This window comes from Micromonospora sp. DT178 (assembly GCF_049841695.1).
Classification (GTDB): domain Bacteria; phylum Actinomycetota; class Actinomycetes; order Mycobacteriales; family Micromonosporaceae; genus Micromonospora.
In genome coordinates this window covers 137,430-161,011 of the sequence record NZ_JBNCKV010000018.1, presented here as the reverse complement: position 1 = coordinate 161,011, position 23,582 = coordinate 137,430, and the positions used below count along the sequence as shown (strand labels likewise).

Genomic DNA, 23,582 nt, shown 5'->3' with positions numbered 1-23,582 from the left:
TCCCTGGCCCGGATCCGGTCGTGGCCGTGCTGACGCTCACCAGAAACCCCCGTCTCCTGGTTATCCGTCCCGCACTGTGACATGTCCTCCCGCTGGGGTGGTAGTGGCCGTACGGGTGCGTTTCGGCCTGCTGTCCCGTTCGCGGGCCAATGTCAGGAATCCGGTCACGACGGCGGTGACGGCCGCCGTCGCCAGGGCGGCCCCGGCGATCCCGGCGACGGTCCGCGGCACGACGGTCGCGACGGCGGCCACGAAGATCGCCGTGGACGTCCACAGCGGAGCGGCGGGCCACCGGGCCGATGCCGCTACCCGGGCGTTGACCAGGATGAACACGACCGCGTACAGGGCGCCGGTGGCGGCGAAGAGCGGGGCGTGACGGCCGGCCGCGGCGTAGGCGGGGCCCCCGGCCAGGCGGAAGGCCAGCCCGCCGGCGAGCGCCGAGCCGAGCACCAGCACCGCCCCGGCGCCGGCGACCAGGGCCAGCGCGGTGAGCAGGGCCCGCCGGTCACCCCTGGCCAGCCGGGGCAGCGCGATCACCGTCACCACCTGCGGCGCCCACAGGGCCCCCTTGGTCAGCACGGTGCCGACGGCGTAGGTGCCGGAGACGTCCGGCGGCAGGAAGCGGCGGGCGAGCAGGAGATCCGCGTAGGAGACCACCAGCATCGCCAGGGTGGCCCCGCTGGCGGTGAGCACCGTCCGGGTGGCGAGGGAGGGCACGGTCGGGTCGACGCCGGCGCCCCGGTTGAGGCGTACCAGCAGGGCCAGCACCAGGACCGAGGTGAGCGCGCCGGCCAGCAGCGACCCGGTGAGCCCGCCGCCGAGCGAGAGCCCGGCGACCATTCCCCCGTACCGGCCGGCGCCGAGCAGCGCCATGCCGCCGGCGAGGCGCAGGAAGCGCTGGTCGCCCTGCAACTCGCCGAGCCAGCGGCCGGCCGCCACGACCGCCACGGTGAGCACGCCGAGCAGCAGCACCGCCGGGGCGGACAGCCGGAGCTGGACGGCGGCCACCGGCAGCGCCAGGGCGAGCAGCGCGGCGGAGACGAGCACCGTGAGCAGGGTCGGTCGGGCGGTGGCGGCGCGACCGTGCCGGGCCCGGTGCACGGCGACCGCGATCTGGAGCCCGGTGCTGGCCACGCCGCCGATCGCACCCAACGCCAGGAGCGTGGCGAGCGCGCTCAGCTCCGCCGCACCGAGGTGCCGCGCGCCGAGGACGGGCACCACGTAGGCGAGCCCGTTGACGAACACGCCGGCCAGCGTCACCGCGACGCCGGCGGTGCCGATACCGGTCGCCCGGCCGGGCTGCTCCGAATCCGTACCCATCAACCGTCCCGTGTCGCCGGCACTCCCGGCTGTGCAACGGGCGCGCGTACAGTGGCGCCACGCCGGTGCCACGCCCGGTCAGCGTAATGAGGAGGTCAACCCTGCGGGAGAGGTCGATGCTCGTCGGGCTCGGGCTGGCCGTCACCCTGCTGGTGCTGGCTCCGCTGGCGGCACCCGGTTACGTGCTCAGCTACGACATGGTCTTCGTGCCGCACCAGCCGTGGCGCGCCGAACTCGTCGCCCCGTCCGACTCGCTGCCCCGGGCGGTGCCGTTGGACGCCCTGGTGTCGCTGGCGAGCCAGGCGGTGCCCGGGTGGCTGGTGCAGCGGCTGGCGCTGGTCGCGGTGCTGCTGCTCGCCACCGTCGGCGCCGGGTTGCTGGTGCCGGCCCGGCACCCGGTCACCCGGCTGGTGGCCGCCGTCGGGTACGCGTGGACTCCCTACCTGGCGGAGCGGCTGCTGATCGGGCACTGGGGCCTGCTCCTGGCGTACGCGTCGCTGCCCTGGCTGGTGCTGGCGGTGATCCGGCTGCGGGCCGGTGGACGGCGGGCCCTGCCGCTGCTGGTGCTGGCCGCCGCGCTCGCCGCGGTGACCCCGACCGGCGGGCTCGTCGCGCTGGCCGCCACCGTCGTGCTGGTGCCGCGACGGGGCGGGGGCCGGGTCGGCGCGATCGCGATCGCGGCGGTGCTGCTGCTGAACGCGCCCTGGCTGGTGGCGGCGGCACTGACCAGGGCGGACGCCCGGACCGACCCCGACGGGGTGGCGGCGTTCGCGGCGCGGGCGGAGAACTGGAGCGGAGCCCTCGGCGCCCTGGCCGGCACCGGTGGGATCTGGAACGCGCAGACCACGCCGGCGAGCCGGTCGTCCCCGCTGGCGCCGCTGGCCACCGCCGTCGTGCTGGCCCTGGCGGTCCTCGGCTACCGGGCGCTGCGCCGCCGGTGGCCGGACGGGTTCGGCGACCGGCTCGCCGTGCTGGCGGCCGGCGGCTTCCTGCTCGCCGCCCTGGGCGTGCTGCCCGGCCTGGGCGCGTCGCTGGAGTGGCTGGTGGCCGCGGTGCCGGGAGCCGGGGTGCTGCGCGACGGGCAGAAGTTCCTCGTCCCGTACGCCCTGCTGGTCGCCCTGGGGTTCGCGCTCGGGGCGGAACGGCTGGCCGGGGCGGCGGGCCGGACCGGGCGGGCCGGCGCGGGCGCGGTGCTGGCCGGGGCGTTGGCGCTGCCGGTGGTGGTGCTGCCGGACCTGGCGTTCGGCGTGGCCGGCCGGCTGCGGCCGGTGGCCTATCCGGCGGACTGGGACGCCGTCGCCGCCCGCCTCGACGGCCAACCGGGCGAGGTGCTCTCGTTGCCGCTGGGCTCCTACCGGGCGTATCCCTGGAACGGGGGCCGGACGGTGCTCGACCCGCTGCCCCGTTACGTCGACGCCGACGTCCTCGTCGACGACACGCTCTGGGTGGGCACGAGCGAGGTGAGCGGGGAGAACCCGCGCGTCGCGCAGGTGCGGCGGGTGCTCGACGCCGGTGCCCCGGTGCGGGACACCGGAGTGCGCTGGGTGGTGGTGCAGCGGGTGGCCGGCGGGCAGCGGGCGGACCCGGCGGCGTTGGTCGGGCTGCGCGAGGTGTACGCCGGCGAGGACCTGACCCTGTACGAGAACCCGGCCGCGCGCGGCCCCGGTGCGCGGTGAACTGCCGCCGGTTCCCGCCGCCGGGCCGGTATCGATCGTCCTCGCGGCCCTCCCCACTGACGCTACTTGGTGGTAACGTCCCGCGCACGCAGCTCACGAGGAGGAAGTCAGCACCATGCGCAGTGCTCTCTCGTTGGTTCTCGCCGGAGTGATCGCGGTCGCTCTCGGCGTCTTCGGGTCGGTGGCGCTGGCCACCACCCTCACCGGCACCTCGTCGTCCGAGGCCGCCAAGGCCGAGCAGGCCGCGCGGACCAGCTCGGACGGCGGTGGCGGCGGCGCCAACAAGCCGCTGGTCTACGGCACGAGGTAGGACGGCTCCACCGGCTCCAACTGCTCCGCCGGCACCACAGCCCGAACGTTCGCGGCCCTCGTCACGAGGGCCGCGAATTTTTCGCCCGAGACCGGCCAGGTGAAGCGGGCCGCGTGCGCCCGCGCCGCCGTGCCCATCGTGGTGCGCCGGCCGTCGTCGGTCAGCAGCAGCCGCACCTTGGCGACGAAGTCGTCGACGTCGTCGGCGAGCAGGCCGGTCTCGCCGTCGACGAGCGCCTCCTCGACGCCGCCGGCGCCGCGGAACGCCACCGTCGGCGTGCCGACCGCCCCGGCCTCCACGATGGTCAGCCCCCAGCCCTCCTTGAGCGAGGGGGTGAGCGCGACCCACGCGCTGGCCAGCAGCTCCCGCTTCTCGGCGTCGCTGACGAAGCCGGTGAACCGGACCCGGTCGGTGACGCCCAGCTCTCCGGCGAGCTGGCGCAGCTGCGGCTCCCACCAGCCCTGGCCGGCGACCACGAGGGTGAGCCCGGGCAGCTCGCCGACGAGCCCGGCGAGCGCGTGCAGGGCCAGCTCGACCTGCTTGTGCGGGACCAGCCGACCGAGCACCACCAGGGACGGGTGCGGGGTGCGCGGCACGGGCCCGACCGTCATGTCGGGCGTGCCGTTGTGCACGACGGCGACCCGGGACGGGTCGATGCCGAGGGTGCCCAGCTCCTGCCGGGTGGCGGTGGAGACGGTCACGTACTGGCAGTGGCGGTAGACGCGCGGGGCGAGCCAGGACTCGACCCACCAGCCGAAGCCGGCCAGCCAGCGGCCCAGCACCACCGGCCACTGCTCGCGGTGCACGTGGTGCACCAGCGCGATCACCGGCCGGCGGGCGTACAGGGCGGACAGGAAGGGCAGGCCGTTGCCGACGTCCACGATCACGTCGGGGCGACCGCCCCGCCGCCGGGTCAGCGGCCCGAGGCCCAACGCGCCGGCCAGGTAGACGAGCGCGGCGCGCAGGTAGACGGTGTGCCGGCCGCCGCGCCGCAGCACCCGTACGCCGGCGGCGGTGACCTCCTCGGCGGGGCCGGCGGAGTGGGTGGCGCAGAGCAGCGTGGCCCGGTGGCCCCGGCGCACGAGTTCACCGGCGATCCGCTCGACGTACACCTCCGAACCGCCGCCCTCCGGGTTCCGGGTGTCACGCCAGTTGAGGAAAAGTACGTGCCGGGTGGCGGCAGGCGGTGCTTCCACACTTACTCCTACTGCCGAGTAGTCTTCGCGTCGCGTCACACTATGGGCTTCGTCACGCCCCCCGCAATGCCCCGATCGGAGGCGAAATGCAGCAGGCGCCGGCCCGCCCGGAGCTGACCGACCGACCGGACGTCACATCGAGAAGGGTGTGGCGTCTGCGCTTGGTCGCGGTCTGTCTCGGTTTGTCGGCCCTGGCGTTCCTCCAGGATCCGGGCATGATCGTCATCGACACGAAGGTGGACCTGGCGGTCGATCCGGCCGGATGGCTGAGCCGCGCCCTGCACGTGTGGGACCCCGACGGCACCTTCGGCCAGCTTCAGAATCAGGCGTACGGCTACCTCTGGCCGATGGGCCCGTTCTTCCTGCTCGGCGATGAACTCGGCATCCCGGCCTGGGTGGTGCAGCGGCTCTGGTGGGCGCTGCTCATGACGGTGGCCTGCACCGGCGTGGTCCGGCTGGCCGAGCGGCTGCACATCGGCACGCCGGCCGCCCGCCTGGTCGCCGGGGTGGCCTTCGCGCTCTCCCCCCGGCTGGTCACCGAGCTGGGCCCGATCTCGGTGGAGGCGTGGCCGAGCGCCCTCGCGCCCTGGGTGCTGGTGCCCCTCGTGGGGCTGGCCCGGGGTGGCTCCGTACGCCGCGCGGTCACCCTGTCCGCGCTGGTGGTGGCGTGCGCCGGCGGCGTCAACGCGACGGCGGTGCTGGCCGTCGTGCCGCTGGCCGGTCTCTGGCTGGTCGGCCTGCACCCGTTCCGGCTGCGGATCCGGGCGCTGGTCGCCTGGGGGCTGGCGGTGGGCGCCGCCACCGCCTGGTGGCTGGTGCCCCTGCTGCTGCTGGGCCGGTACAGCCCGCCGTTCCTCGACTACATCGAGACGGCGCCGGTCACCACGGCCCCCACCGACATGACCACCGTGCTGCGCGGCGCCTCGCACTGGCACGCGTACCTCAACGGCGCCTACGGGCCGTCCTGGTCGGCCGGGTGGCGGCTGGCCACCGAGCAGCCGCTGGTGGTCGCCACCCTGGTGGTCGCCGGCCTGGGCCTCGCCGGCCTGGCGCGGCGCGGGATGCCGCACCGGCGTTTCCTGGTCACCGGCCTGCTGGTCGGGCTGGCCCTGGTCGGGCTCGGCCACGTCGGCGCGGTCGACGGGTTCGGCGCCCAGACGCAGCGGGACTTCCTCGACGCGGCCGGCGCGCCGCTGCGCAACGTGCACAAGTTCGACGTGGTGCTGCGGCTGCCGCTCATCCTCGGGCTCGCCCACCTGCTCGGGCTTGTGGCCCGGGCGGCCCGCGCGGGCGACCGGCCCGACGTGAACCCGGGCCTGCCCCGCCTGCTCCAGCCGGTGCGGCTGCGCGCCGTGCTGGTCACCGGCACCGCCCTCGTCGCGGTCGCCGGGGTGGCCGCGCCGGCACTGGCCGCCGGACTGCCCGCTCAGGGCAGCTTCCGGGAGGTGCCCGGCTACTGGCACCAGGCGACCTCCTGGCTGGACCGCAACCTCGGCGACGACCGGGTGCTGGTGGTGCCCGCCGCCCGCTTCCCCCGCTACCTGTGGGGCAGCCCGAGCGACGAGGTCACCCAGCCGCTGCTGGAAAGCCCCTGGGCGGTACGCAGCTCGGTGCCGCTCACCCCGCCGGGCACGATCCGGCTGCTCGACGCCGTCGAGTCGGCGCTGGCCAACGGCGAGGGCTCCGCCGGGCTGGCCGACCTGCTCGCCCGCTCCGGCGTGCGCTACCTGCTGCTCCGCTCCGACCTCGACTACGGGCGCTCGGGCGCCACCCAACCGGTGGTGGTCCGGCAGGCGCTGCAACGCTCGCCCGGTATCCGTCCGGTGCGGGCCTTCGGGCCGGAGGTCGGCGGCGGCCAACTGCCCGGCAACTTCGTCGACCACGGGCTCGACGTGAAGGTCCGGGCCCTGGAGGTGTACGAGGTCGCGCGGCCGGTGAGCCCCGTCGTCGCGTACGACGCGAAGGGCCTCACCACCGTGGTGGGTGGGCCGGAGTCGCTGCTCCAGATCGCGGCGGCCGGCCGGCTCTCCGACGCCCCGACGGTGCTCGCCGGGGACCGGCCGGCGGGACTGGCCGACGGCCCGGTGGTGCTCACCGACGGGATGCGCCGGCGCGAGGTCGCGTTCGGGCAGCCGCACGACAACGCCTCCGCGACCATGGCCTCCGCCGACGAGGCGAGGCTCGGCGCGCCCGCCCGGGACTACCTGCCGCCGTGGGGCGAGGACCAGGCCACCACCGTGCGCTACCTGGGCATCGGGTCGGTCACCGCGTCGAGTTCCTGGTCCGACGCCCAGCCGCTGGTCGGTGGCCGGCCGGCGCACCAGCCGTACGCGGCGCTCGACGGCAGCCTCGCCACCACCTGGCGCTCGGCGCCCGGGACGGTCACCACCCAGCAGTGGCTGGAGGTGGAGCTGACCGAGCCGCAGGTGGTCCGCGAGGTGGGCATCGTCTTCGACACCGGCGCCGACTCCCTGCCCACGAGGATCACCGTCAGTGCCGGCAACCAGCAGGCGGTGGTGGAGAACCCGGGCCAGAGCGTGCAGGTCACCGTGCCCGCCGGCTACCCGACCCGGCGGGTGCGGATCTCCATCGACGAGGTCTTCGACATCCGGGCCGGCTTCGGCGGCGTCGGCATCGCCGAGGTCACCATCCCGGGCGTGCGGGCCGAGCGCACCCTGGCCGTGCCGGCGCCCCCGGCGACCGCCGCCCCGGCCTCCGTGGTGCTCACGGCCGCCGCCGGCGCCTCGCCCTGCGTCTTCGACGAGGGCCGGCCGATCTGCGACGGCGGGCTCGTCCGGGAGTCCGAGGACGGCGACCGGATCGACCGGACGCTGAGCCTGCCGGTCGCCGCCGGCTACGACGTCGCGCTGCGGGTGCGCCCGCGAGCGGGTGGGGCGCTGAACGCGCTGCTGGACGGCGGCGGCGCGGCGGCCGTCGCACGCGGGGTCAGCCCGGTGGTCGTCGCCTCCAGCGTCGGCGTCGCGCACCCCGCCGCCCGGCCGGGCGCGGTGGTCGACGGCGACCCGGCGACGACCTGGTACGCCGCCGGCTCCGACCGGCAGCCGTGGCTGCGCCTCACCTGGCCGAAGCCCCAACAGATCGCCGGGCTGAAGGTGACCCTGCCGCCCACCGCGGCGGCGGCCCGCCCGTGGCAGGCGACCGTGATCGGGGACGGCGGCATGCGCGGCGGCGTCTTCGACGAGGGCGGCAGCCTGGTCTTCGACCGGCCGCTGAAGACGGACGAGATCACCGTGCTGATCTCCGACGTGGTGCCGGCCAACACCTTCGACCCGTACCGGCGGCTGTCACAGGGCCTGCCGGTCGGCGTCGGCGAGCTGACCGTGCTGCCGGACGGACCGGTGCTCCGCAACGACCCGGAGGCGCGCGTCACGCTCCCCTGCGGCTCCGGGCCCACCGTCGAGGTCGGCGCCGTGCGGCGCCGTACGGCGCTGGTGGCCAGCCGGCGGGAGCTGGCGGAGCTGCGCGAGGTGAACGCGCTCCTGTGCGGTGCCGGCGCGAGGGATCCGCTGCCGCTGGCCGGCGGAGAGGTGCGGGTGGTGGCGGCGGCGAGCCGGCTGGCGACGCCCACCCGGCTCGTCCTGACCCCGCACGCCGCGGTCCCGGGGCCCTCCGACGGCAGTGCGGCCGGCTCGGCGGGCGTCGCCGGCTCGGCGCAGGTGGCGGACGCCGTGCAGACCCCGGTCCGGGTGGACGGCTGGTCGGCCACCCGCCGGTCGCTGCACCTGGACGGGTACCCCGGTCAGCGGGTGCTGGCCCTGCGGGAGAACGCGAACGCCGGGTGGGAGGCCACCGCGGGCGGCGAGCGACTCACCCCGTTCGTGGTGGACGGCTGGCAGCAGGGCTGGCTGGTGCCAGCCGGGTTCTCCGGCGAGGTGCTGCTGCGGTTCGCCCCCGACGACGGGTACGTCCTGGCGCTGGGCGCCGGCGCGATCGCGCTGGGCGGGGTCGCGGTGGCCGCCCTGCTCCCGAGCCGGGGCGTGCCGGCGCCGGTGGCGGGGCCGCCGCGTCGACGCCGGCACCGGCTGCTCGCCCTCGTGTTCGGCGGGGCGGCGCTGCTGCTGGTCGGCGGCCTGGCCGCGGTCGCGGTGGCGCTGCTGGCGGCGGCCGGCGTGGTGGCCGGCCACGCGCTGGCGCCGCAACTGCACCCGCCGGACCGGCGCGGGCTGCGCCGGGTCCACCGGGTGGCCGGACGCTGGCTGCCGGTGGCCTGCTTCGGCCTGGCCGGCTGGTACGCGGTGACCCGGGGCGGGCACACCGACGCGGCGCCTCAGTTGGCGGCGGTCGCCGCCGTGACCGTGCTCTGGTTCTCCCTCGTGCTTGCGCCGCGGCGCGGCCGGGGGGCGTTCCAGCGTTGGAAGGGGCGCTCGACGGCGTAGTAGCTGATGGCGGCAAGGACCAGCCCCCCGGCGACGGTGAGCAGGAAGATCTCGCCCGTGTCGCCGGTGAAGTTCGGCCGGTCGCCCACGATGTAGACCCCCTCCAGCACGAACGGGTGCCAGAGGAACAGCCCGTAGGACACCCGGCCGAGCCACCGGCCGACGGCGCCGCCGAGGACGGCCTTGGTGCGGGTGGCCGGCCCGAACGCCACCGGCAGCACCATCATCACCGCCACCAGGGCGTACAGCGCCATCTTCAGCCCGAACTGGGCGGCGGTGGGCTCGGCCAGGTCGCGGGGACCCACGATCGGCGTGGTGGCCACGGCCAGGGCGGCCAGCGCGACCGACCAGCAGGCCAGCGGCGCGGCGCCGAGGTCGTCCAGCCACCTCCAGCGGTGACCGGTGCCGGTGCGCAGCGACACGTGGACGGTCGCCAGCGCCATGCCGGCGCCGAACCAGGCGGCGTACGAGGGCAGCCACATGGTGTGCAGGCCCAGGTCGAGCAGGCCGAATCCCATCAGGGCCACCCAGCCGGCGGTGATCGCCAGCCCCGCCGCGACGATGAGGACGGTGGACCGGCCGGGACGCCAGCGCCGCCGGAGCAGCAGCGCGGCGAGCAGCGGCAGCAGCAGGTAGAAGGCCGCCTCGGTGGCCAGGCTCCAGGTCTGGCTCAGGCCGTGGCGCAACTGCCGGGGTTCGTAGATCTGGGCCAGCGCCAGGTGCCGCCACCAGTCGCCGGCGGCCGTCGGCTGGTTCTGCGGCAGCACCAGCAGGCAGACCACCACGGTCAGCCAGTAGGCGGGCAGGATGCGGGTCGCGCGGCGCCACAGGTAGCGCCGGGCGGAGGGGGACCGCTGCCCGGTGGCCGACGCGTGGGCGTACGGACGGAAGAGCAGGAAGCCGGAGAGCACGAAGAAGACGGCGACGCCCACGTCGAGGCGGGACAACCAGCTGCCCAGCCCCGAGTCGCCGGTGTTCGCACCGGTGGCGAACCCAACGTGGTGCCCGACGACGGCCAGCGCGCCGATCACCCGTACGGCGTCCAACGCGGGCAGTCGGCGGAGGTCGTGATCCGGAGTTGGGGCAGACATCAACCGTCCAGAGGGTCGCGTGAATATGTAACCCGGGAGTAACCTGCGGCCAAGTTTAGGGACAGGACCGCTCGCCGGACACCGGCTGACTGTCTTTGTTGGGAGGATCAGTGAAGGCTCGTCTGGGCGCCGTGCTGTTCGGGATAGGCGTCTTGTGTCTTGTGCTCGCCGCGGGAGCGGCGTTCTTCGTGGCGCCGACGGTGACGAAACTGCCGTACGACCTCAAGTTGTGCAACGCGGAGGGCAAGCCGGAGGGCTGCCTGAAGTCGAGCGTCGCGGTGGCGGAGAACGCCAAGTTCCTGCAGCTCAAGAAGGATGCCCCGCCGACGGTGCAGACCGGCTCGCTGGAGGCCACCACCGAGGTGGCGCCGCAGGCGGGCAACACCGAGGCGGAGATGACCGGTGACCTGGAGGGCAAGGCGGTCGTCTGGGGCGCGTACGGCACGGTGAAGTGGGTCCAGACCGGCGAGGTGATCAGCCAGTACTCCGCGGAGCTGGCCCTGGACCGGCGCACCGCCGCGGCGGTCGGCTGGGACAAGCAGTTCCTCCAGGCCGACGGCCCGGAGGGGCCGAGCGAGGTTGCCTTCGGCGGGCAGACCTACAAGTTCCCGTTCCACACGGAGCGCAAGGACTACGAGTACTTCGACCGGGACGTGCGCAAGGCGCTGCCGATCCGGTTCGACGGCACCGAGAAGATCAACGGCACGGAGGCGTACCGGTTCCAGCAGGTCATCGAGGAGACCGACCTGGGCATGCCGGCCGAGCGGGTCGGTGGCCTGCTCGGGGCGTTCGCTCCGGGCGCGACCAGCGGCAAGGTGATGTACAGCAACACCCGCACCATCTGGGTCGAGCCGGTCAGCGGCAACTTCGTCAAGGTGCGGGAGCAGCAGAAGAAGACGCTGGTGCCGGACCAGGGCGCGCCCACCGCGCTGCTGGACGCCGACTTCGTCTACACCGACCAGACCATCGCGAACAGCGTCGAGTCGGCCGGTAAGAACCGGGACAAGCTGCTGCTGATCGGGCGGACCATTCCGCTCGTGCTGACGGTCATCGGCGCGCTGGCGCTGATCGTCGGGCTCTGGCTAGTGCTGGCCGGCCGCCGGGCCACCGCCGCCGCGCGGCACCGCGCCGACGGCGACGCCGACGCCACCACGGCGCCCGCGCCGCGGGCGTCGTCCGAGCAGGTCACCTCCGGGGGACCCGTGCGCGACGGCGAGGCCGGGCACCGGTAGCGGACCGTCGGGCGGCGTCCACGTACGGGCGCCGATCACCGGCAGAAGGCAGGCCGCCACCGTCTCCCCGTACGCGGGGGGACGGTGGCGGCCTCTTTTGCGCAGACAGGACCCTTGTCGTTACTGAACCGTGACCTGCGTCGCTGCTCGTCACGGACGGTCGTGGCGGAACGACGATATGCCCGGTTTGCGTGACAATCATTGATCAATGCCGATGCATTCCAGGACCTCCTCGCTGCTACTCGCTACCCAGCGTGGCCTTGGTTGTGACGGACGGCGATCCGGGCCTTGTGACCTGCGCCTCCGCACGGCATCATCATCGCAGCTTCGTTACTCGCCGGTAACTGTGGCGACTCGGGTGCGGGGCCGTCGCCGCTCGACCGGCGACCCGCGCGACGTTCCCTGAGGAGGAAGCCGTGCAGGATCGGTTCGACGACCAGGGCCGCACCCGGTCGCGGCGCTTCGCCGCGATGCCGGTGCCCGCGACGGCCGTCGCCGGCGCGATCGTGTTCGACCCTCACGGGCGACCCGGCGGGCGCGAGGGGCGACGCGAAGGCTTCGGGCAGCAGGCCGACACGGTGGTCATCAAGGACGTGCGGCAGGTCGTCCGATCCACCCACGCCGGCATCTTCAACCTGACCGGACTGACGATGAAGGTCGACGTCGGCGCGGACGCCAGGGAATGCTCCTGACCTGATCCGCAGGCCCACAGGGTCTCGCTCCGCGGGCCCGACCCCTCCCTCTGCTCCCGGCAGGAGGCGTACGTGACGACCGTCGATCCGCAGCCCGCGTGGCGCGACCGGTTCCGCGAGGCGTGGCACGGGTTCCGCCGCTGGCGGCGGGCGCGACCGTTCTGGGGCGGCCTGCTGACCGCGCTGGCCCAGCCGGTGCCTGCCGTGCCGGCCGGCACCAAACCTGCCAGGGCCGTGCCGGCGGTTGGGTCGATCCGGTGCGACGCCGGGCCGCGCGATCTTCGACCGTACGCGGTGCTGCCGGTGCTGCTCGGCCTCGCCGCCGCCGTCGCCCTCGCCGCGCCCGGTTCCACGCCGGTGCAGGCCGTGGCGCCGCCGACCGCCCCCTGCCCGACCACGGCTCCCGACCAGGGCGGAACGCGACCCACGCCGAGCGGCACGCCGGGCACGACGCCGGCCCCGACCGGCACGCCGGGCGCGACGCTGGCCCCGACCGGCACGCCGGGCGCGACGCCCGCCCCCGCCCAAACGCCGGCCGAAACGCCGGACCCGATCGCCCCCAGCCCGTCCCCGGCGGCGGGCGGCGGCCGCGAAGTCGTCCGCGACATCCTCGACGGCATCGGCGACCTCATCGATGGCGGCCGGGACGCCGACGAGGCGGCCCCCGGGGCGACGCCGTCGACCACGCCGAGCGTTCGCCCCACGGCCATCCCGAGCGTGCACCCCACGGCCATCCCGGGCGTTCGCCCCCCGGTCACCCCGAGCGTCCGCCCCACGGCCACGGGTCGGCCGGCGGCTCCCGGCCGGGTGTGTGCCCCGGCCAGCCCGAAGCCGAGCCGACCCGGGCAGGTGGTGCCGGGCAGGCCACTGCCCTCGATCGCCGCCGACCCGGGGCAGCCGATGGTGGCGGCGGTCCCGTCGAAGCTCACCGGTTCGGAGGTGACCATGGTCGGGCTGCGGTTCGAGGGCATCGTCGACCTGCCCACCGCCGACGGCAGCCTGAAGGCGCTGAAGTTCACCATGGACAGCGCGGTCACCGAAGATTTCCTGCTCCGTGCGCCCGCGCCGGCCGGCCGGACGATGCGGTTCGCCACGGACCGGCTGACGGTGCAGGGGAACGTCGCCTTCTACGCCACCCGGTTCGTCGGGCGGCTGCTCGGCGTCAAGATCACGCTGACTCCGGACCTGCCGTTCCCCGACGGCCTGCCGATCACGTCACCTGTTCCGATCACCTTCACCGAGCCGGCCATGGAGCTGGCGTTCGTCACCAGCGACACGCTGACCGCCCGGCCGGCGTTGGAGCTGACCCTCTCCTGACCTCACTCCACCACCACCCGGTGCGGGGCCGGTGTCCCTCCGGCCCCGCACCGCCGGGCTCAGAGGCGGGCGAGCGCCTTGCGCAACGGGTCGAGCCCCAGCGAGCCGAGGTCGAGCGCCTGGCGGTGGAACTCCTTGAGGTCGAAGTCGGCGCCCTTGCGGGCCTTCGCCTCGTCACGGGCCTGGAGCCAGATCCGCTCGCCCACCTTGTAGGAGGGGGCCTGCCCCGGCCAGCCGAGGTAGCGGTTCAGCTCGAAACGCAGGTTCTCGTCCGGCACCCGGCAGTGCGCCCGCATGAACTCCCAGCCCAGTTCCGGCGTCCAGCGCTCGCCGGGGTGGAAGCCGAACGGGTTGTCCTTCGGGATCTCCAGCTCCAGGTGCATGCCGATGTCGACGATCACCCGGGCGGCCCGGAACGCCTGCCCGTCGAGCATGCCGAGCTTGTCGCCCGGATCCTCCAGGTAGCCCAGCTCGTCCATCAGCCGCTCCGCGTAGAGCGCCCAGCCCTCGCCGTGCCCGGAGACCCAGCAGAGCAGCCGCTGCCAGCGGTTGAGCAGCTCGGCCCGGACGGCGGTCTGGGCGACCTGGAGGTGGTGACCCGGCACGCCCTCGTGGAAGACGGTGGTCACCTCGCGCCAGGTGGAGAAGTCGGTGACGCCCTGCGGCACCGCCCACCACATCCGCCCGGGGCGGGAGAAGTCCTCGCTCGGGCCGGTGTAGTAGATCGCGCCGTCGCTGGTCGGGGCGAGGCAGCACTCGATGCGGCGTACCTGCTCCGGGATGTCGAAGTGGGTGCCGTGCAGGTCGCCGATGGCCTTGTCGGCGAGCGCCTGCATCCAGTCCCGGAACGCCTCCTTGCCCCGGATCGTCCGGGCGGGGTCGGCGTCGAGCGCCTCGACCGCCTCGTCGATGGTGGCGCCGGGGCCGACGATCCGGCCGGCCACCGCCCGCATCTCGGCCTCCAGCCGGGCCAGTTCCTCGAACCCCCAGGCGTACGTCTCGTCGAGGTCGACCCTGGCGCCGAGGAAGTACTGCGACGCCAGCTCGTAGCGCTCGCGACCCGCGGCCTGCTTCTCCCGGCCGAGCGGGGCCAGCTCGGTGCGGAGGAACTGGCCGAACTCGGCCGTCGCCGCGGTGGCCGCCGCCGCGCCCCGACGCAGCTCGGCGCCGAGGGTGCCGTCGGCGCCCAGCCGCTCGACCAGCCCGTGGAAGAAGTTGTCGCCGTCCGGGTCGACCCAGATGTCGCACTGCTTGGCGACCTCCACGAGCTGGACCCGGGCGCTGACGTGGCCGGCGGCGGCCGCCTCGCGCAGCGTCGCCTTGTAACCCTCCAGGGTGCTCGCGAAGCGGTTGAGCCGGGCCGCCACGTCGGCCTTGGCGTCGTCGCCCTCGGTCGGCATCAGGTCGAAGACCATGCGGACCTCGTGCAGACCGCTGGAGATCACGTTGACCTCGCTGCTCGCCTCGCCGGCGTCGTAGCGGGCGAGGTCGAGGCCGAGCCGCTCCTGCATGGCCTCCTTGGCGGTCCGCTCCGCCTCCGACTCCGGCTCGGTCACGTCCAGTTCGGCCAGCGTCCGCCGGATCAGCTCCGCGCGGGCCGTGTAACCGTCGGGCGACAGGTCGTCGAGCTGGTCGTCGTAGCCGGCGATGCCGACGTAGGTGGCGCCGATCGGGCTCAGCGGCGCCCATTCGGCCACGTAGCGGTTCGCGAGGTCATCGATTCGTCCCACGCTGCGACCCTACGTGAGGGCACCGCCGGGTTGTCGAACGCGTTCTGCGTGTTCAAGGCAGCAGTTCGGCGGGGTCGAAGTCGATCGGGAACGGCAGGTCGGCCGAGAGCCGCCGACCGCCGACCGCCCTCGCGACGGTGTCGTAACCGCCGAACTTGCCGAGGGTGAAGAGCTCCGCCTGGGCATGCCCCAGCCGGCGGGAGAGTTCGACCCGCAGGAAGTACGGCACCCGCCCCTCCGCGCACCGCATCGGCTTGTCGACGAAGTCCTGCCGGCGGCTGCCGGGCGAGACGAACTCGACTGCCATCGTGCAGAGGTGGGCCGGGATCCACCGGTCCTCCTCGTCGGTCTTCGGCAGCGCGTGCAGGACGGTGACGTCGGGCTGGATCCAGCGCCGCGGCGAGAAGGTCAGATTCACCTGCCCGAACACGTAGAACCCGTTGGTCTCTGCGGCGGGTGACAGCAGACGGGCGAGCTTTATCTCGCCGTAGCTGTTCGTGCCGACCTCGGCGGGCGTCATGACCAACCTCCCGTCGATGCACTCGTAGCGCGCATCGGGTAGCCCCGGCAACGGGAGGTATCGGTCGGCGAACTCGGTCGTCCACATGCCGTCGAGGTCGACGAGCGGGTCGAAACGCATCGGCATCGCCACGGCGTGCACCTCCTCGGGGTGGTCAACGCGTCACCAGCGTAGGCGGTTTCTGTGGTGATCGACACGGCGTCCGAAAGTCGCGGGACTTCGTCGTACGGCTGCGGCAGAGTGTCAGGGGTGACAGTGGATTCCACTCCTGACCGGGCGGCGCTGCGGAGCTGGCTGCCCGGGTTCCTGGCGCTGGCCGCCATCTGGGGCTCCAGCTTCCTGTTCATCAAGATCGGCATCGGGGAGCTGCATCCACTCCACCTCACCCTCTACCGGGTCGCCGCCGGCGCGGCGACCCTGCTGCTGGTGCTCGTCGTGCTCCGCGACCGGCTGCCCGCCGAGCCCCGGGTCTGGGCGCACCTGACCGTGGTCGCCGCGTTCGGCGTCGCCGTGCCGTTCACCCTGTTCGGCTACGGCGAGCAGCGCGTCGAGTCGATGCTCGCGGGCATCTGGAACGCCACCACCCCGCTCATCGTGCTGCCGCTGGCCGTGCTGGTGTTCCGCACCGAGCGGCTGACCGCACGCCGGGCGGTCGGCATGGCGCTGGGCTTCGCCGGGGTGCTGGTGGTGCTCGGGGTCTGGCAGGGGGTGGGCGGTGCCCACTTCACCGGGCAGCTCATGTGCCTGGGCGCGGCCGCCTGCTACGGCGTCGCCATCCCGTACCAGAAGAAGTTCGTCGCCGGCAGCGCGCACTCCGGGCTCTCGCTCTCGGCGGCGCAGCTGCTGGTCGCGACCGCCCAGCTCGCGGTCGTCGCGCCGCTGGTGGCGGGGGCGCCGCCGGCCCCGACCGGCCTCTCGGCCGAGGTGCTCGCCAGCGTGCTCGCGCTAGGCGCGGTCGGCACCGGCCTCGCCTTCGTCATCAACCTGCGCAACATCCGGCTCGCCGGGGCGAGCACCGCCTCCACCGTGACCTACCTGATACCGGTGTTCGCGGTGCTGATCGGCGCCCTGGCCCTCGACGAGCGGCTCACCTGGCACCAGCCGGCGGGCGCGCTCATCGTGCTGTTCGGTGTTGCCGTCTCGCAGGGCCTGATCGGCCGCCGGCCCGCATCCGCCGGTGTCGCCGAGCCGTCCACGGTCCGCGCCCCCGAGCCGTCCGTGCCCGACGCAGCCGTGCCGGCCGATGCCGTGCCGGTCGCCGCCACGGTGCCGGCCGATGCCGGGACCGTGGCGGATGCCGGGACCGTGCCGGCGGATGCCGCGACCGTGCCGGCCGCCGCCGTGCAGCCCGTTTCCTCCGGGGCGGCCGACCTGTCGGTGCCCGCCGCGCCGGCTGCCCGCTGCTGAGCGGTCCCGGCCGTCACCACGAGGGCCGTCGGGCCCGCTGCGACGCGGTCCCATGGACGGGGCAGCTCGACAGCGGCCGTGACGCCATCGCCCGGGCCGCCGGCCAGGGCGCCGTCCGGGCAGTACGGCAGCCAGGGGTCAGCCGGTGGCGTGAGCGCGGGCCCAGTCGACCAGCCGGTCGGCGTCCCAGGTGTTGACCACCCGGTCGGCGGGCACCCCGCAGAGGGCGGCGCGCTCGCAGCCGAACCGCTGCCAGTCGAGCTGCCCGGGGGCGTGCGCGTCGGTGTTGACGGCGAAGTGGCAGCCCGCCTCCAGCGCCCGGCGGATGAGCCGCTTCGGCGGGTCCTGCCGCTCCGGCCGCGAGTTGATCTCGACGGCCACCCCGTGCTCGGCGCAGGCGGCGAAGACGGCGTCGGCGTCGAAGTCGCTCTCCGCCCGGGTACGCGGCCGGTGCGCCCGGTCGCCCGGTCCCTTGACCCCGGCGGGCCGGGACGCCACCATCCGTCCGGTGCAGTGGCCGAGGATGTCCAGGTGCGGGTTCGCGATCGCGGTCAGCATCCGCCGGGTCATCTTCGCCCGCTCGTCGTTCAGGCCGCTGTGCACCGACCCGACCACCACGTCGAGGCGGGCCAGCAGCTCCTCGTCCTGGTCGAGTGACCCGTCGGCGAGGATGTCGACCTCGATGCCGGTCAGGATCCGGAAGCCCTCCGGCAGCGCGTCGTTGACCTTCGCCACGTGGTCGAGCTGCCGGCGCAGCCGGTCGGCGGTCAGCCCCCGGGCCACCTTCAGCCGGGGCGAGTGGTCGGTCAGCACCACGTACTCGTGGCCCAGCTCGACGGCCGCGAGCGCCATCTCCTCGATGGGTGAGCCGCCGTCGGACCAGTCGGAGTGGGTGTGGCAGTCACCGCGCAGCGCCGTACGCAGCGCGGCGGCCGCCGCGTCCAGGTCCGTGCCCTCCGTGGCGAGCAGCCGGCGCAGGTAGACCGGCTCCTCGCCGGCGAGCGACTCGGCCACGCAGCGGGCGGTGACGTCGCCGACCCCGGACAGCTCGGTGAGCTTGCCGGCGCGGGCCCGTTCGGCCAGTTCCCTCCCCGGCAGCGCGGCGAGGGCCGTGGCCGCCGACCGGAACGCCCGGACCCGGTAGGTCGCCTCGTTCGCCCGTTCCAGGAGGAAGGCGATCCGGCGTAGGTCGGCGATGGGGTCCCGGGCGCTCATGCCATGGAAAATACGCCTCCGCGCCGCCGGTCGTCAGACGACCGACGGCGCGGAGGCTCACGGGATCAGGAGTGCGGCAGCTTCACCAGCGACCGGTCGCCGATGCCGAGGGTGGTCGGGTTGTTCCCGATCGCCGACCAGACCTCCACCCGTACGGTGCCGTTCGACAGGTTGCCGAGGGCGCCGGTGGCGGAGTGCAGGCCGCTCTGCTGGGTGTAGCGCTCGTAGCCGGGAACCGGGTCGGTGGCGAAGTAGCGGTACGTCTCCACCCGCTCCCAGCTGCCGTTGCCCGTCAGGTCGTAGGAGACCCGCACCTGCACCCCGTTGCCGACCGCGTTGCCGGCGTCGAGGAACAGGTCGAAGGCGGTCTGCCCGCCGGCGTACGCCAGATCCAGGCCCGTCGCGGTGAAGACCTGCGGGTTGGTCGGCGTGCCGTCGCGGTTCGCGCCGCCCGCGCCGGCCACCGTGGCGGTCGCGGTGCCGCCGGCCGCGGCCAGCCCGCCACCGGGCAGCAGGTACCGGGTGGGGAAGTCCGCCGACGGCGGCGGGGTGGTGGGCGGCGGGGTCGTCGGCGGGGCCGTGGTGGGCGGCGGGGTCGTCGGCGGGGTGGTCGTGGGCGGCGGCGTGCCGGTGACCCCACCGGTCGCGGTGCCGCCGCTCCAGGTGTACGCCCCGCTGGTGGCCGTCTTCCCGGCGGGCACGGCGAGCCGGGTGCCGTCGGAGAACGTGACCGTCAGCGGCGCGGCGGTGATGTTGCTCGCCACGTAGGTGCGGACGCCGTTGCGCTGGAACACCGAGGCCAGCGGGTGGTTGGCGGTGATTCCGGTGTGCACCGTGCCGAGGGCGGCGAGGTTGCGGATCCAGTGGAAGGTGTGTGCCCGGCTCTCGCCCTCCTCGGGCGTGTACCCGGGGTTCGCGCGGAGCTTCGCCAGCGCCGCGTCCGGGTCGCCGAGCGCCAGGAACTGCCAGAGGATGTCCTGCCACACGGTCGGTTCCCCGCCGTTGTTGCGCACCAGTTCCTGGTAGTTCGCGCGGTTGGACGCCGGGTGGTGACCGAGGTAGAGGTGCCCGCCGGTGACCGGGAGCATGTTGATGCCCTGGATCATCTCCGGCTCGGCGCTGAACCAGGTGGCGTACGCGCCGCCGTCACCCCAGACCATGCCGACCGTGGAGTGCCCGAACGCCGCCGGGTAGTTCTCGTTCGTCACGTCGAACCAGTACTCGTGGATCGCCGCGGCCTGGGTGGTGTGGATGAAGATGCCGGCGTCGCGTACGGCGGTGTTGCCGGTGGCCTGCCCCCACTGGATGAGGGCGTTGGCGAAGTTCATCCCCTCGGACGAGGACTCCTGGTTGTTGCCGGCGTTGAACGAGCCGTGTCCGGCGGCCCAGTCGTGCCCGGCGTAGATGTCGAAGTCGCGCAGGTACGGGAAGCGGTTGTCCGTACGGTCGTAGTTGTTCGCGTCCCGGATCAGCAGGTCGATCATGCCGCCGTACTGGTCCTGGCGCGCCCAGGTCGGGTCGAACTTGGCCAGGGTGGCGGCGGCGGCGATGTAGTAGCCGTAGTGGAAGTGGTGGTCGTTGAGTTCCTGGTCGGAGCCGTAGGAGGCCGGGTAGCCGATCAGGGTCCCCCAGTTGCGGTCGTAGTGGAAGACGCCCTCGGTCTCCCCGGGCGTGGCGGTGAGCCAGTCGTTGAGCGTGCTCCGGATGGCGTTCAGCGCGGAGGTCCGGGTCTCGGCGTCGCCGACCTGGTCGGCGATCTCGGCGATCCGGGCGGCCCGGCCCAGGCCCTTGCCCGTCCAGTAGGTGTCGCCGCCGCGCTGGTCCATCGGGTTGCCCCTGACCGCGGCCAGGTGGTTGCGCAGCGTCGTCAGGTCCGCCCCGGTGCCGGTGGCGACGGCCGGGACCTCCGGCAGTACCCCGTTGAACTTCATCGAGGTGCGGAACGAGTTGACGCCGGTGAGCACCTTCATCCGGCCGCGCGCCGACGGGTAGGTGAGCGCCAGCGGGGTGGAGCCGGTCAGCGACCGCCACTGGTGCGGGTAGAGGCTGACGACCGTCTGGTTCGCCGTGCCCTCCCGGGCGGTCGTGGTGAAGGCGTACGTGGTGTTGACGGTGCTGGTCGTCTGGTCGTAGGCGTACGAGACCCGGGTGCCGGTGACGTGCGCGTGGGCGTACCGGCCGTAGGTGGTGGCCAGTTCGGCGCGGGACGCGGCGTCGGTGCTCGGGGTGGTGGGCAGCAGGGCGACCGAGAAGTAGCCCTTCCCGGCGAGGTTGGAGGTGATCCGTCCACCGTTGACGGACCAGGTGGCGCCGGTGGGCGCGTACGCGACGTAGTCGTGCCCCCGGACGGTGAAGCCGATCGTGGCGCCGCTGTTCGACCAGACCGTGGCGCTGCCGCCGGTGGCGTTGATCAGGGCGTCGCCGCCGCTGGTGCGGAAGTACGCGAACGGCAGGCCGTGGCCGATGGTGGCGCGCATGGTCCGGGCGCCGTCGGTCCAGTACGGGGTGACCGTCCAGTCGGTCCAGCCGTCGACCTTGACGACCGGGGCGCCGAGCCCGGCGATGCCGACCCGGATGTCCTCGGAGTACGTGTACTTGAACTCGCCGACGCCGGTCGCGGTGCCGCTGATCGTGGGCGTGGAGGTGGCCGAGAGGCCGAGGCCGTCGCCGGCCGGCTGGTAGGAGACCGGGTGCGCGTGCAGCGGCTCGCTGTAGGAGCAGTTGGTCCGCTTCCACAGCAGCGACGACCACCAGTCGTTGGTGGGGATCGGCCCGGCAGGGGCGTCGGCGGTGGCGAACTGCCGGGGGTTGGTGGTCATGTCTCCGCAGCCGGTGGGCAGGGGGCCCACGCGGTCCGTGGTGTAGCTGCCGGCGCCGACGGTGGCGGCCTGGGCGGGGGTGGTGGTCACGACGGCGAGGCCGCCGAGGGCGAGGGCCAGGGCGGAGGTGGCCGCCACGGCCCAGGTGCGGCGTGTCGCAGGAGGTGTCACAGTGCCTCCGGTCGGGGAGCGCCGGTCGGGGACGGGCGCGTTCTGCGGGCGAATTGTGTGGAAAGTGGCCTCAGAGAGCGCTCTCTTGCAGCGGGACGCTAGCCCAGCGCCGAGACTTCCGTCAATGTTTCCGACCGATGAAGCGCTGATGACGACAAACGGGAGCGGTCGTCAGGCGGCCGGCGGCGCCTTCGGGCAGCCGTGCCGGCGGTGCCAGGCGGCCACCTCGGCGGCCGGTTCCTTGTTGCCCTTGCGCCGCCACGAGTTCAGGTACGGCGCCGGCCATACCACGCCCCGGCGGATCCACCAGCCGTCCCGGCCGGTGCACGGCGGGGAGATGCCGAAGTGCAGGTGGCAGACGTTGTTCGCGTTCCCGGTCCGGCCCACCTCGCCGAGCCGCTGCCCGGCGCGCACGCGTACCCCCGCGTCGATGCCGTCGGCGATGCGACGCAGGTGCGAGCCGTAGTAGCGCACCCCGTCGTCGCCGAGCAGCGACACCGACAGCCCGCCGTTGTGCGGCCCTCGCGGCCCGCGCTTGTCGAACCGGTCGACCCGGCTGACCTCGAGCAGCACGCCGTCGGTCACCGCCACGACCGGCTCGCCGCAGTCGGCGAAGATGTCCGCCCCCGGGTAGGCCGAGTGGGTCGGGTGGTAGGCGACGTTCGCCGCGCGTACCGGGAAGACGTGCGGCAGCCCGGCGCGGGTCGGCGCGGTCGACGGGCCGGTCGGGGCGGCGGCCGTCGGGGTGCCGGCGCGGGTCGGGCTGGCGGCCGGCGGCGCGGGCTGCCCGGCCGTCGCCGGCAGGCTCGGCCGGGGTTCACCGGGCGTCGTCCCGGGCCGCGTCGTCGCGCAGCCGGCGGCCAGCACCGGCACGAGGACCAGCAGGACCGGGTACGCCGGGCGCGCGCGGCGTCCGATCGTCGGCGAGGGCATCCGGTCATCCTGACAGAGTCGGTACGGTGGTGGAGGCGCACGGCAGAAGGGGAGGGGTCGATGACGACCGGACGGTACGCCTTCCCGCCCGAGCCGGACGCCGGGTTCCGGCCGGCGCCACGGGTCCCCTCGGGGCTCTTCCCGTCCGGGCCGCCGTCCCAGCCCACCTACCGCGAACCGCACCCGGTCACCGGCGCGGGCGTCGCGTCCGGCGCCGCCGTGGCGGCCGTCTGGCTGCTCCTGTTCGGCCTGCTCGGTCGCGGCGTGTCCGGGTACGCCTGGTGGACGCTGCTGGCCGGCGGGCTGGCCTGGCTGGCCGCGCTGCTGCTGGTCCGCGCGGGCGACCGGGGCGTGGCCACCGGGATCGCGATCGTCACCGCCGGCGGGTGGAGCATCGCCGCCGCCATCGTGACGGTGCGGTGGGCGTCGAACGGGGACTGGCCGCTCTGGTGAGCCCGGTCCGGCCCCTCCCGCCCGGGCCGCGACCCGCCGCCCGGGACCCTTTCCGGCGGGCCCGTGGCTGCGCTGCGTCGCGGGCCGGCTGCGCAGCGAATCCCGCCTTGACGTGGCCGCCCGAACTCGGCACCCTCGGCGGTATGGCCTGGACCACTCCGCGGCTCGATCCCGAGCGCAGCCGCCGTCGCCAGCAGCTCCTCGCCGAATTGGCGGGCGCCCGGGCGGTACGCCAGCGCGTACGGCCGCAGCGGGTGCGCAGCGAGCGCCTGCGGGAGCTGATCGCCACCCGCCGCCGGGTCGCCGGCTGACGACAGGCAGACTTTCCCCAGGATTGACCGGCCCTTCGGGGCGTTGACCGGTCGCCTGCCGACCCGACCGGCTAACGTGCACGCGTAACGGGTCGGCCTGCCGAGGCTCTTTTGGGGGAACCGTGTCGTACTTCGCTGCGGCCGTCGTACGTGACGACAGCGGTTGGACGGCCGCCGAGGTGAACCTGCGGGGTGTCACCGACATCGAGGACGTCGCCGACCGGCTGCGCGACGTCGACTCCGACGCCGACCTGTCGCTGCTCTTCGTCGAGGCGGACGACACGTACCTGGTGGTCATGCGCCTGGACGAGGGGGAGGACCTGCGGGTCTTCGGCTCCGACTCGGCCTACGCCGAGGAGTCCCGGCTGGGCGCCCTGCTGGTCGGGGACCTGAAGACCTCGGTGACCGGGCTGGACGACACCGAGGAACCGCGCCCGTCCGGCCGCGGCGACGATGACACCGAGCAGCCCGCCGTCGACCCCGAGGCCGACCCGGTCGGCGAGGCCGACCTCCTGGCCGACCTGGGCATCTCCGCGCAGAAGCTGCTCAACCTCTGCGCGCGGGAGGGCATGATGCCGGGCGACGTCACCGCCGAGGTGTGCCAGGTGCTCGGCTGCGCCGACGAGGTCGAGGAACTGCGTGAGGTCTGAGCCGTCCGGGCCGGGCCGGGCCGGGGCGGGCGGCGCCGAGCCGGCCGACGCCACGGATCCGGCGCTGGGCACCGTACGCCCCGGGCAGCCGACCCCGGGCGCGGCGGGCCGGGTCGGGCCCGGCGCCCACGAGGGGCTGGCC

At 74.4% G+C, this 23,582-nt stretch carries 17 protein-coding genes and 1 pseudogene; 10 read left to right on the top strand and 8 right to left on the bottom strand.

What is annotated here, in order from left to right; translation table 11 throughout:
- Positions 1-60 precede the first annotated feature (60 nt).
- The gene (locus ACLQ22_RS26920; RefSeq protein ID WP_425694765.1) at positions 61-1,320 is read right to left on the bottom strand and encodes a polysaccharide biosynthesis protein; all 1,260 of its coding nucleotides are present in this window, start codon (positions 1,318-1,320) and stop codon (positions 61-63) included.
- Positions 1,321-1,406: 86 nt separating this feature from the next.
- Here ACLQ22_RS26920 and ACLQ22_RS26915 point away from each other — a divergent pair.
- Positions 1,407-2,972, top strand: a pseudogene (locus tag ACLQ22_RS26915) (hypothetical protein); the annotation flags it as partial.
- Positions 2,973-3,111: 139 nt separating this feature from the next.
- Positions 3,112-3,306, top strand: coding sequence for a hypothetical protein (locus ACLQ22_RS26910; protein ID WP_132238409.1), 195 nt, complete (start codon positions 3,112-3,114; stop codon positions 3,304-3,306).
- On the opposite strand, the gene ACLQ22_RS26905 is transcribed toward ACLQ22_RS26910, so the two are convergent.
- Positions 3,291-4,502, bottom strand: a complete 1,212-nt coding sequence (locus ACLQ22_RS26905; RefSeq protein WP_425694764.1) for a glycosyltransferase family 4 protein — start codon at positions 4,500-4,502, stop codon at positions 3,291-3,293. The genes ACLQ22_RS26910 and ACLQ22_RS26905 overlap by 16 nt on opposite strands.
- An 86-nt stretch (positions 4,503-4,588) precedes the next feature.
- Here ACLQ22_RS26905 and ACLQ22_RS26900 point away from each other — a divergent pair, with 86 nt between their 5' ends.
- Entirely contained in the window at positions 4,589-8,899 is a 4,311-nt protein-coding gene (locus ACLQ22_RS26900) for an alpha-(1->3)-arabinofuranosyltransferase domain-containing protein (RefSeq protein ID WP_425694763.1), read from the top strand.
- On the opposite strand, the gene ACLQ22_RS26895 is transcribed toward ACLQ22_RS26900, so the two are convergent.
- Entirely contained in the window at positions 8,791-9,990 is a 1,200-nt protein-coding gene (locus ACLQ22_RS26895) for an acyltransferase family protein (RefSeq protein WP_425694762.1), read from the bottom strand. The genes ACLQ22_RS26900 and ACLQ22_RS26895 overlap by 109 nt on opposite strands.
- Before the next feature lie 110 nt (positions 9,991-10,100).
- Between ACLQ22_RS26895 and ACLQ22_RS26890 the strand changes: the two genes are divergently transcribed.
- The 3 genes from ACLQ22_RS26890 (at position 10,101) to ACLQ22_RS26880 (ending at position 13,231) form a co-directional block, all read left to right on the top strand.
- Positions 10,101-11,222 (top strand): DUF3068 domain-containing protein, encoded by a 1,122-nt coding sequence (locus tag ACLQ22_RS26890; protein ID WP_425694761.1) that lies wholly within the window; start codon positions 10,101-10,103, stop codon positions 11,220-11,222.
- A gap of 416 nt (positions 11,223-11,638) precedes the next feature.
- The gene (locus tag ACLQ22_RS26885; RefSeq protein WP_425694760.1) at positions 11,639-11,914 is read left to right on the top strand and encodes a DUF6230 family protein; all 276 of its coding nucleotides are present in this window, start codon (positions 11,639-11,641) and stop codon (positions 11,912-11,914) included.
- Positions 11,915-11,986: 72 nt separating this feature from the next.
- Positions 11,987-13,231 (top strand): DUF6114 domain-containing protein, encoded by a 1,245-nt coding sequence (locus ACLQ22_RS26880; RefSeq protein ID WP_425694759.1) that lies wholly within the window; start codon positions 11,987-11,989, stop codon positions 13,229-13,231.
- A gap of 59 nt (positions 13,232-13,290) precedes the next feature.
- On the opposite strand, the gene ACLQ22_RS26875 is transcribed toward ACLQ22_RS26880, so the two are convergent.
- Complete coding sequence (locus ACLQ22_RS26875) at positions 13,291-14,961, bottom strand: DUF885 domain-containing protein (protein WP_425694758.1); 1,671 nt, start codon at positions 14,959-14,961, stop codon at positions 13,291-13,293.
- A gap of 52 nt (positions 14,962-15,013) precedes the next feature.
- On the bottom strand, positions 15,014-15,607 hold the full coding sequence (locus ACLQ22_RS26870) for a Uma2 family endonuclease (protein WP_425694775.1): 594 nt from the start codon (positions 15,605-15,607) through the stop codon (positions 15,014-15,016).
- A gap of 123 nt (positions 15,608-15,730) precedes the next feature.
- Between ACLQ22_RS26870 and ACLQ22_RS26865 the strand changes: the two genes are divergently transcribed.
- Positions 15,731-16,888 carry a DMT family transporter gene (locus tag ACLQ22_RS26865; protein WP_425694757.1) on the top strand — a complete coding sequence of 386 codons (1,158 nt, stop codon included), beginning with the start codon at positions 15,731-15,733 and terminating at the stop codon, positions 16,886-16,888.
- Between the two features lie 138 nt (positions 16,889-17,026).
- Here the strand turns inward: ACLQ22_RS26865 and ACLQ22_RS26860 are convergent, their stop codons facing one another.
- The 3 genes from ACLQ22_RS26860 to ACLQ22_RS26850 all read right to left on the bottom strand — a co-directional run bounded on the left by ACLQ22_RS26860 (position 17,027) and on the right by ACLQ22_RS26850 (position 22,026).
- A complete protein-coding gene (locus ACLQ22_RS26860; protein WP_425694756.1) occupies positions 17,027-18,103 on the bottom strand; it encodes a PHP domain-containing protein in 1,077 nt (358 codons plus the stop codon).
- A gap of 65 nt (positions 18,104-18,168) precedes the next feature.
- A complete protein-coding gene (locus tag ACLQ22_RS26855; RefSeq protein ID WP_425694755.1) occupies positions 18,169-21,093 on the bottom strand; it encodes a glycosyl hydrolase in 2,925 nt (974 codons plus the stop codon).
- A gap of 171 nt (positions 21,094-21,264) precedes the next feature.
- Positions 21,265-22,026: a M23 family metallopeptidase gene (locus ACLQ22_RS26850; RefSeq protein WP_425694754.1), complete on the bottom strand. Its 762-nt coding sequence runs from the start codon at positions 22,024-22,026 to the stop codon at positions 21,265-21,267.
- Between the two features lie 60 nt (positions 22,027-22,086).
- Here ACLQ22_RS26850 and ACLQ22_RS26845 point away from each other — a divergent pair, with 60 nt between their 5' ends.
- The 3 genes from ACLQ22_RS26845 (at position 22,087) to ACLQ22_RS26835 (ending at position 23,440) form a co-directional block, all read left to right on the top strand.
- Entirely contained in the window at positions 22,087-22,479 is a 393-nt protein-coding gene (locus ACLQ22_RS26845; RefSeq protein WP_425694753.1) for a hypothetical protein, read from the top strand.
- Between the two features lie 143 nt (positions 22,480-22,622).
- The gene (locus ACLQ22_RS26840) at positions 22,623-22,790 is read left to right on the top strand and encodes a hypothetical protein (protein ID WP_165947875.1); all 168 of its coding nucleotides are present in this window, start codon (positions 22,623-22,625) and stop codon (positions 22,788-22,790) included.
- Positions 22,791-22,912: 122 nt separating this feature from the next.
- Positions 22,913-23,440 (top strand): tRNA adenosine deaminase-associated protein, encoded by a 528-nt coding sequence (locus ACLQ22_RS26835; RefSeq protein ID WP_425694752.1) that lies wholly within the window; start codon positions 22,913-22,915, stop codon positions 23,438-23,440.
- Positions 23,441-23,582: the final 142 nt, after the last annotated feature.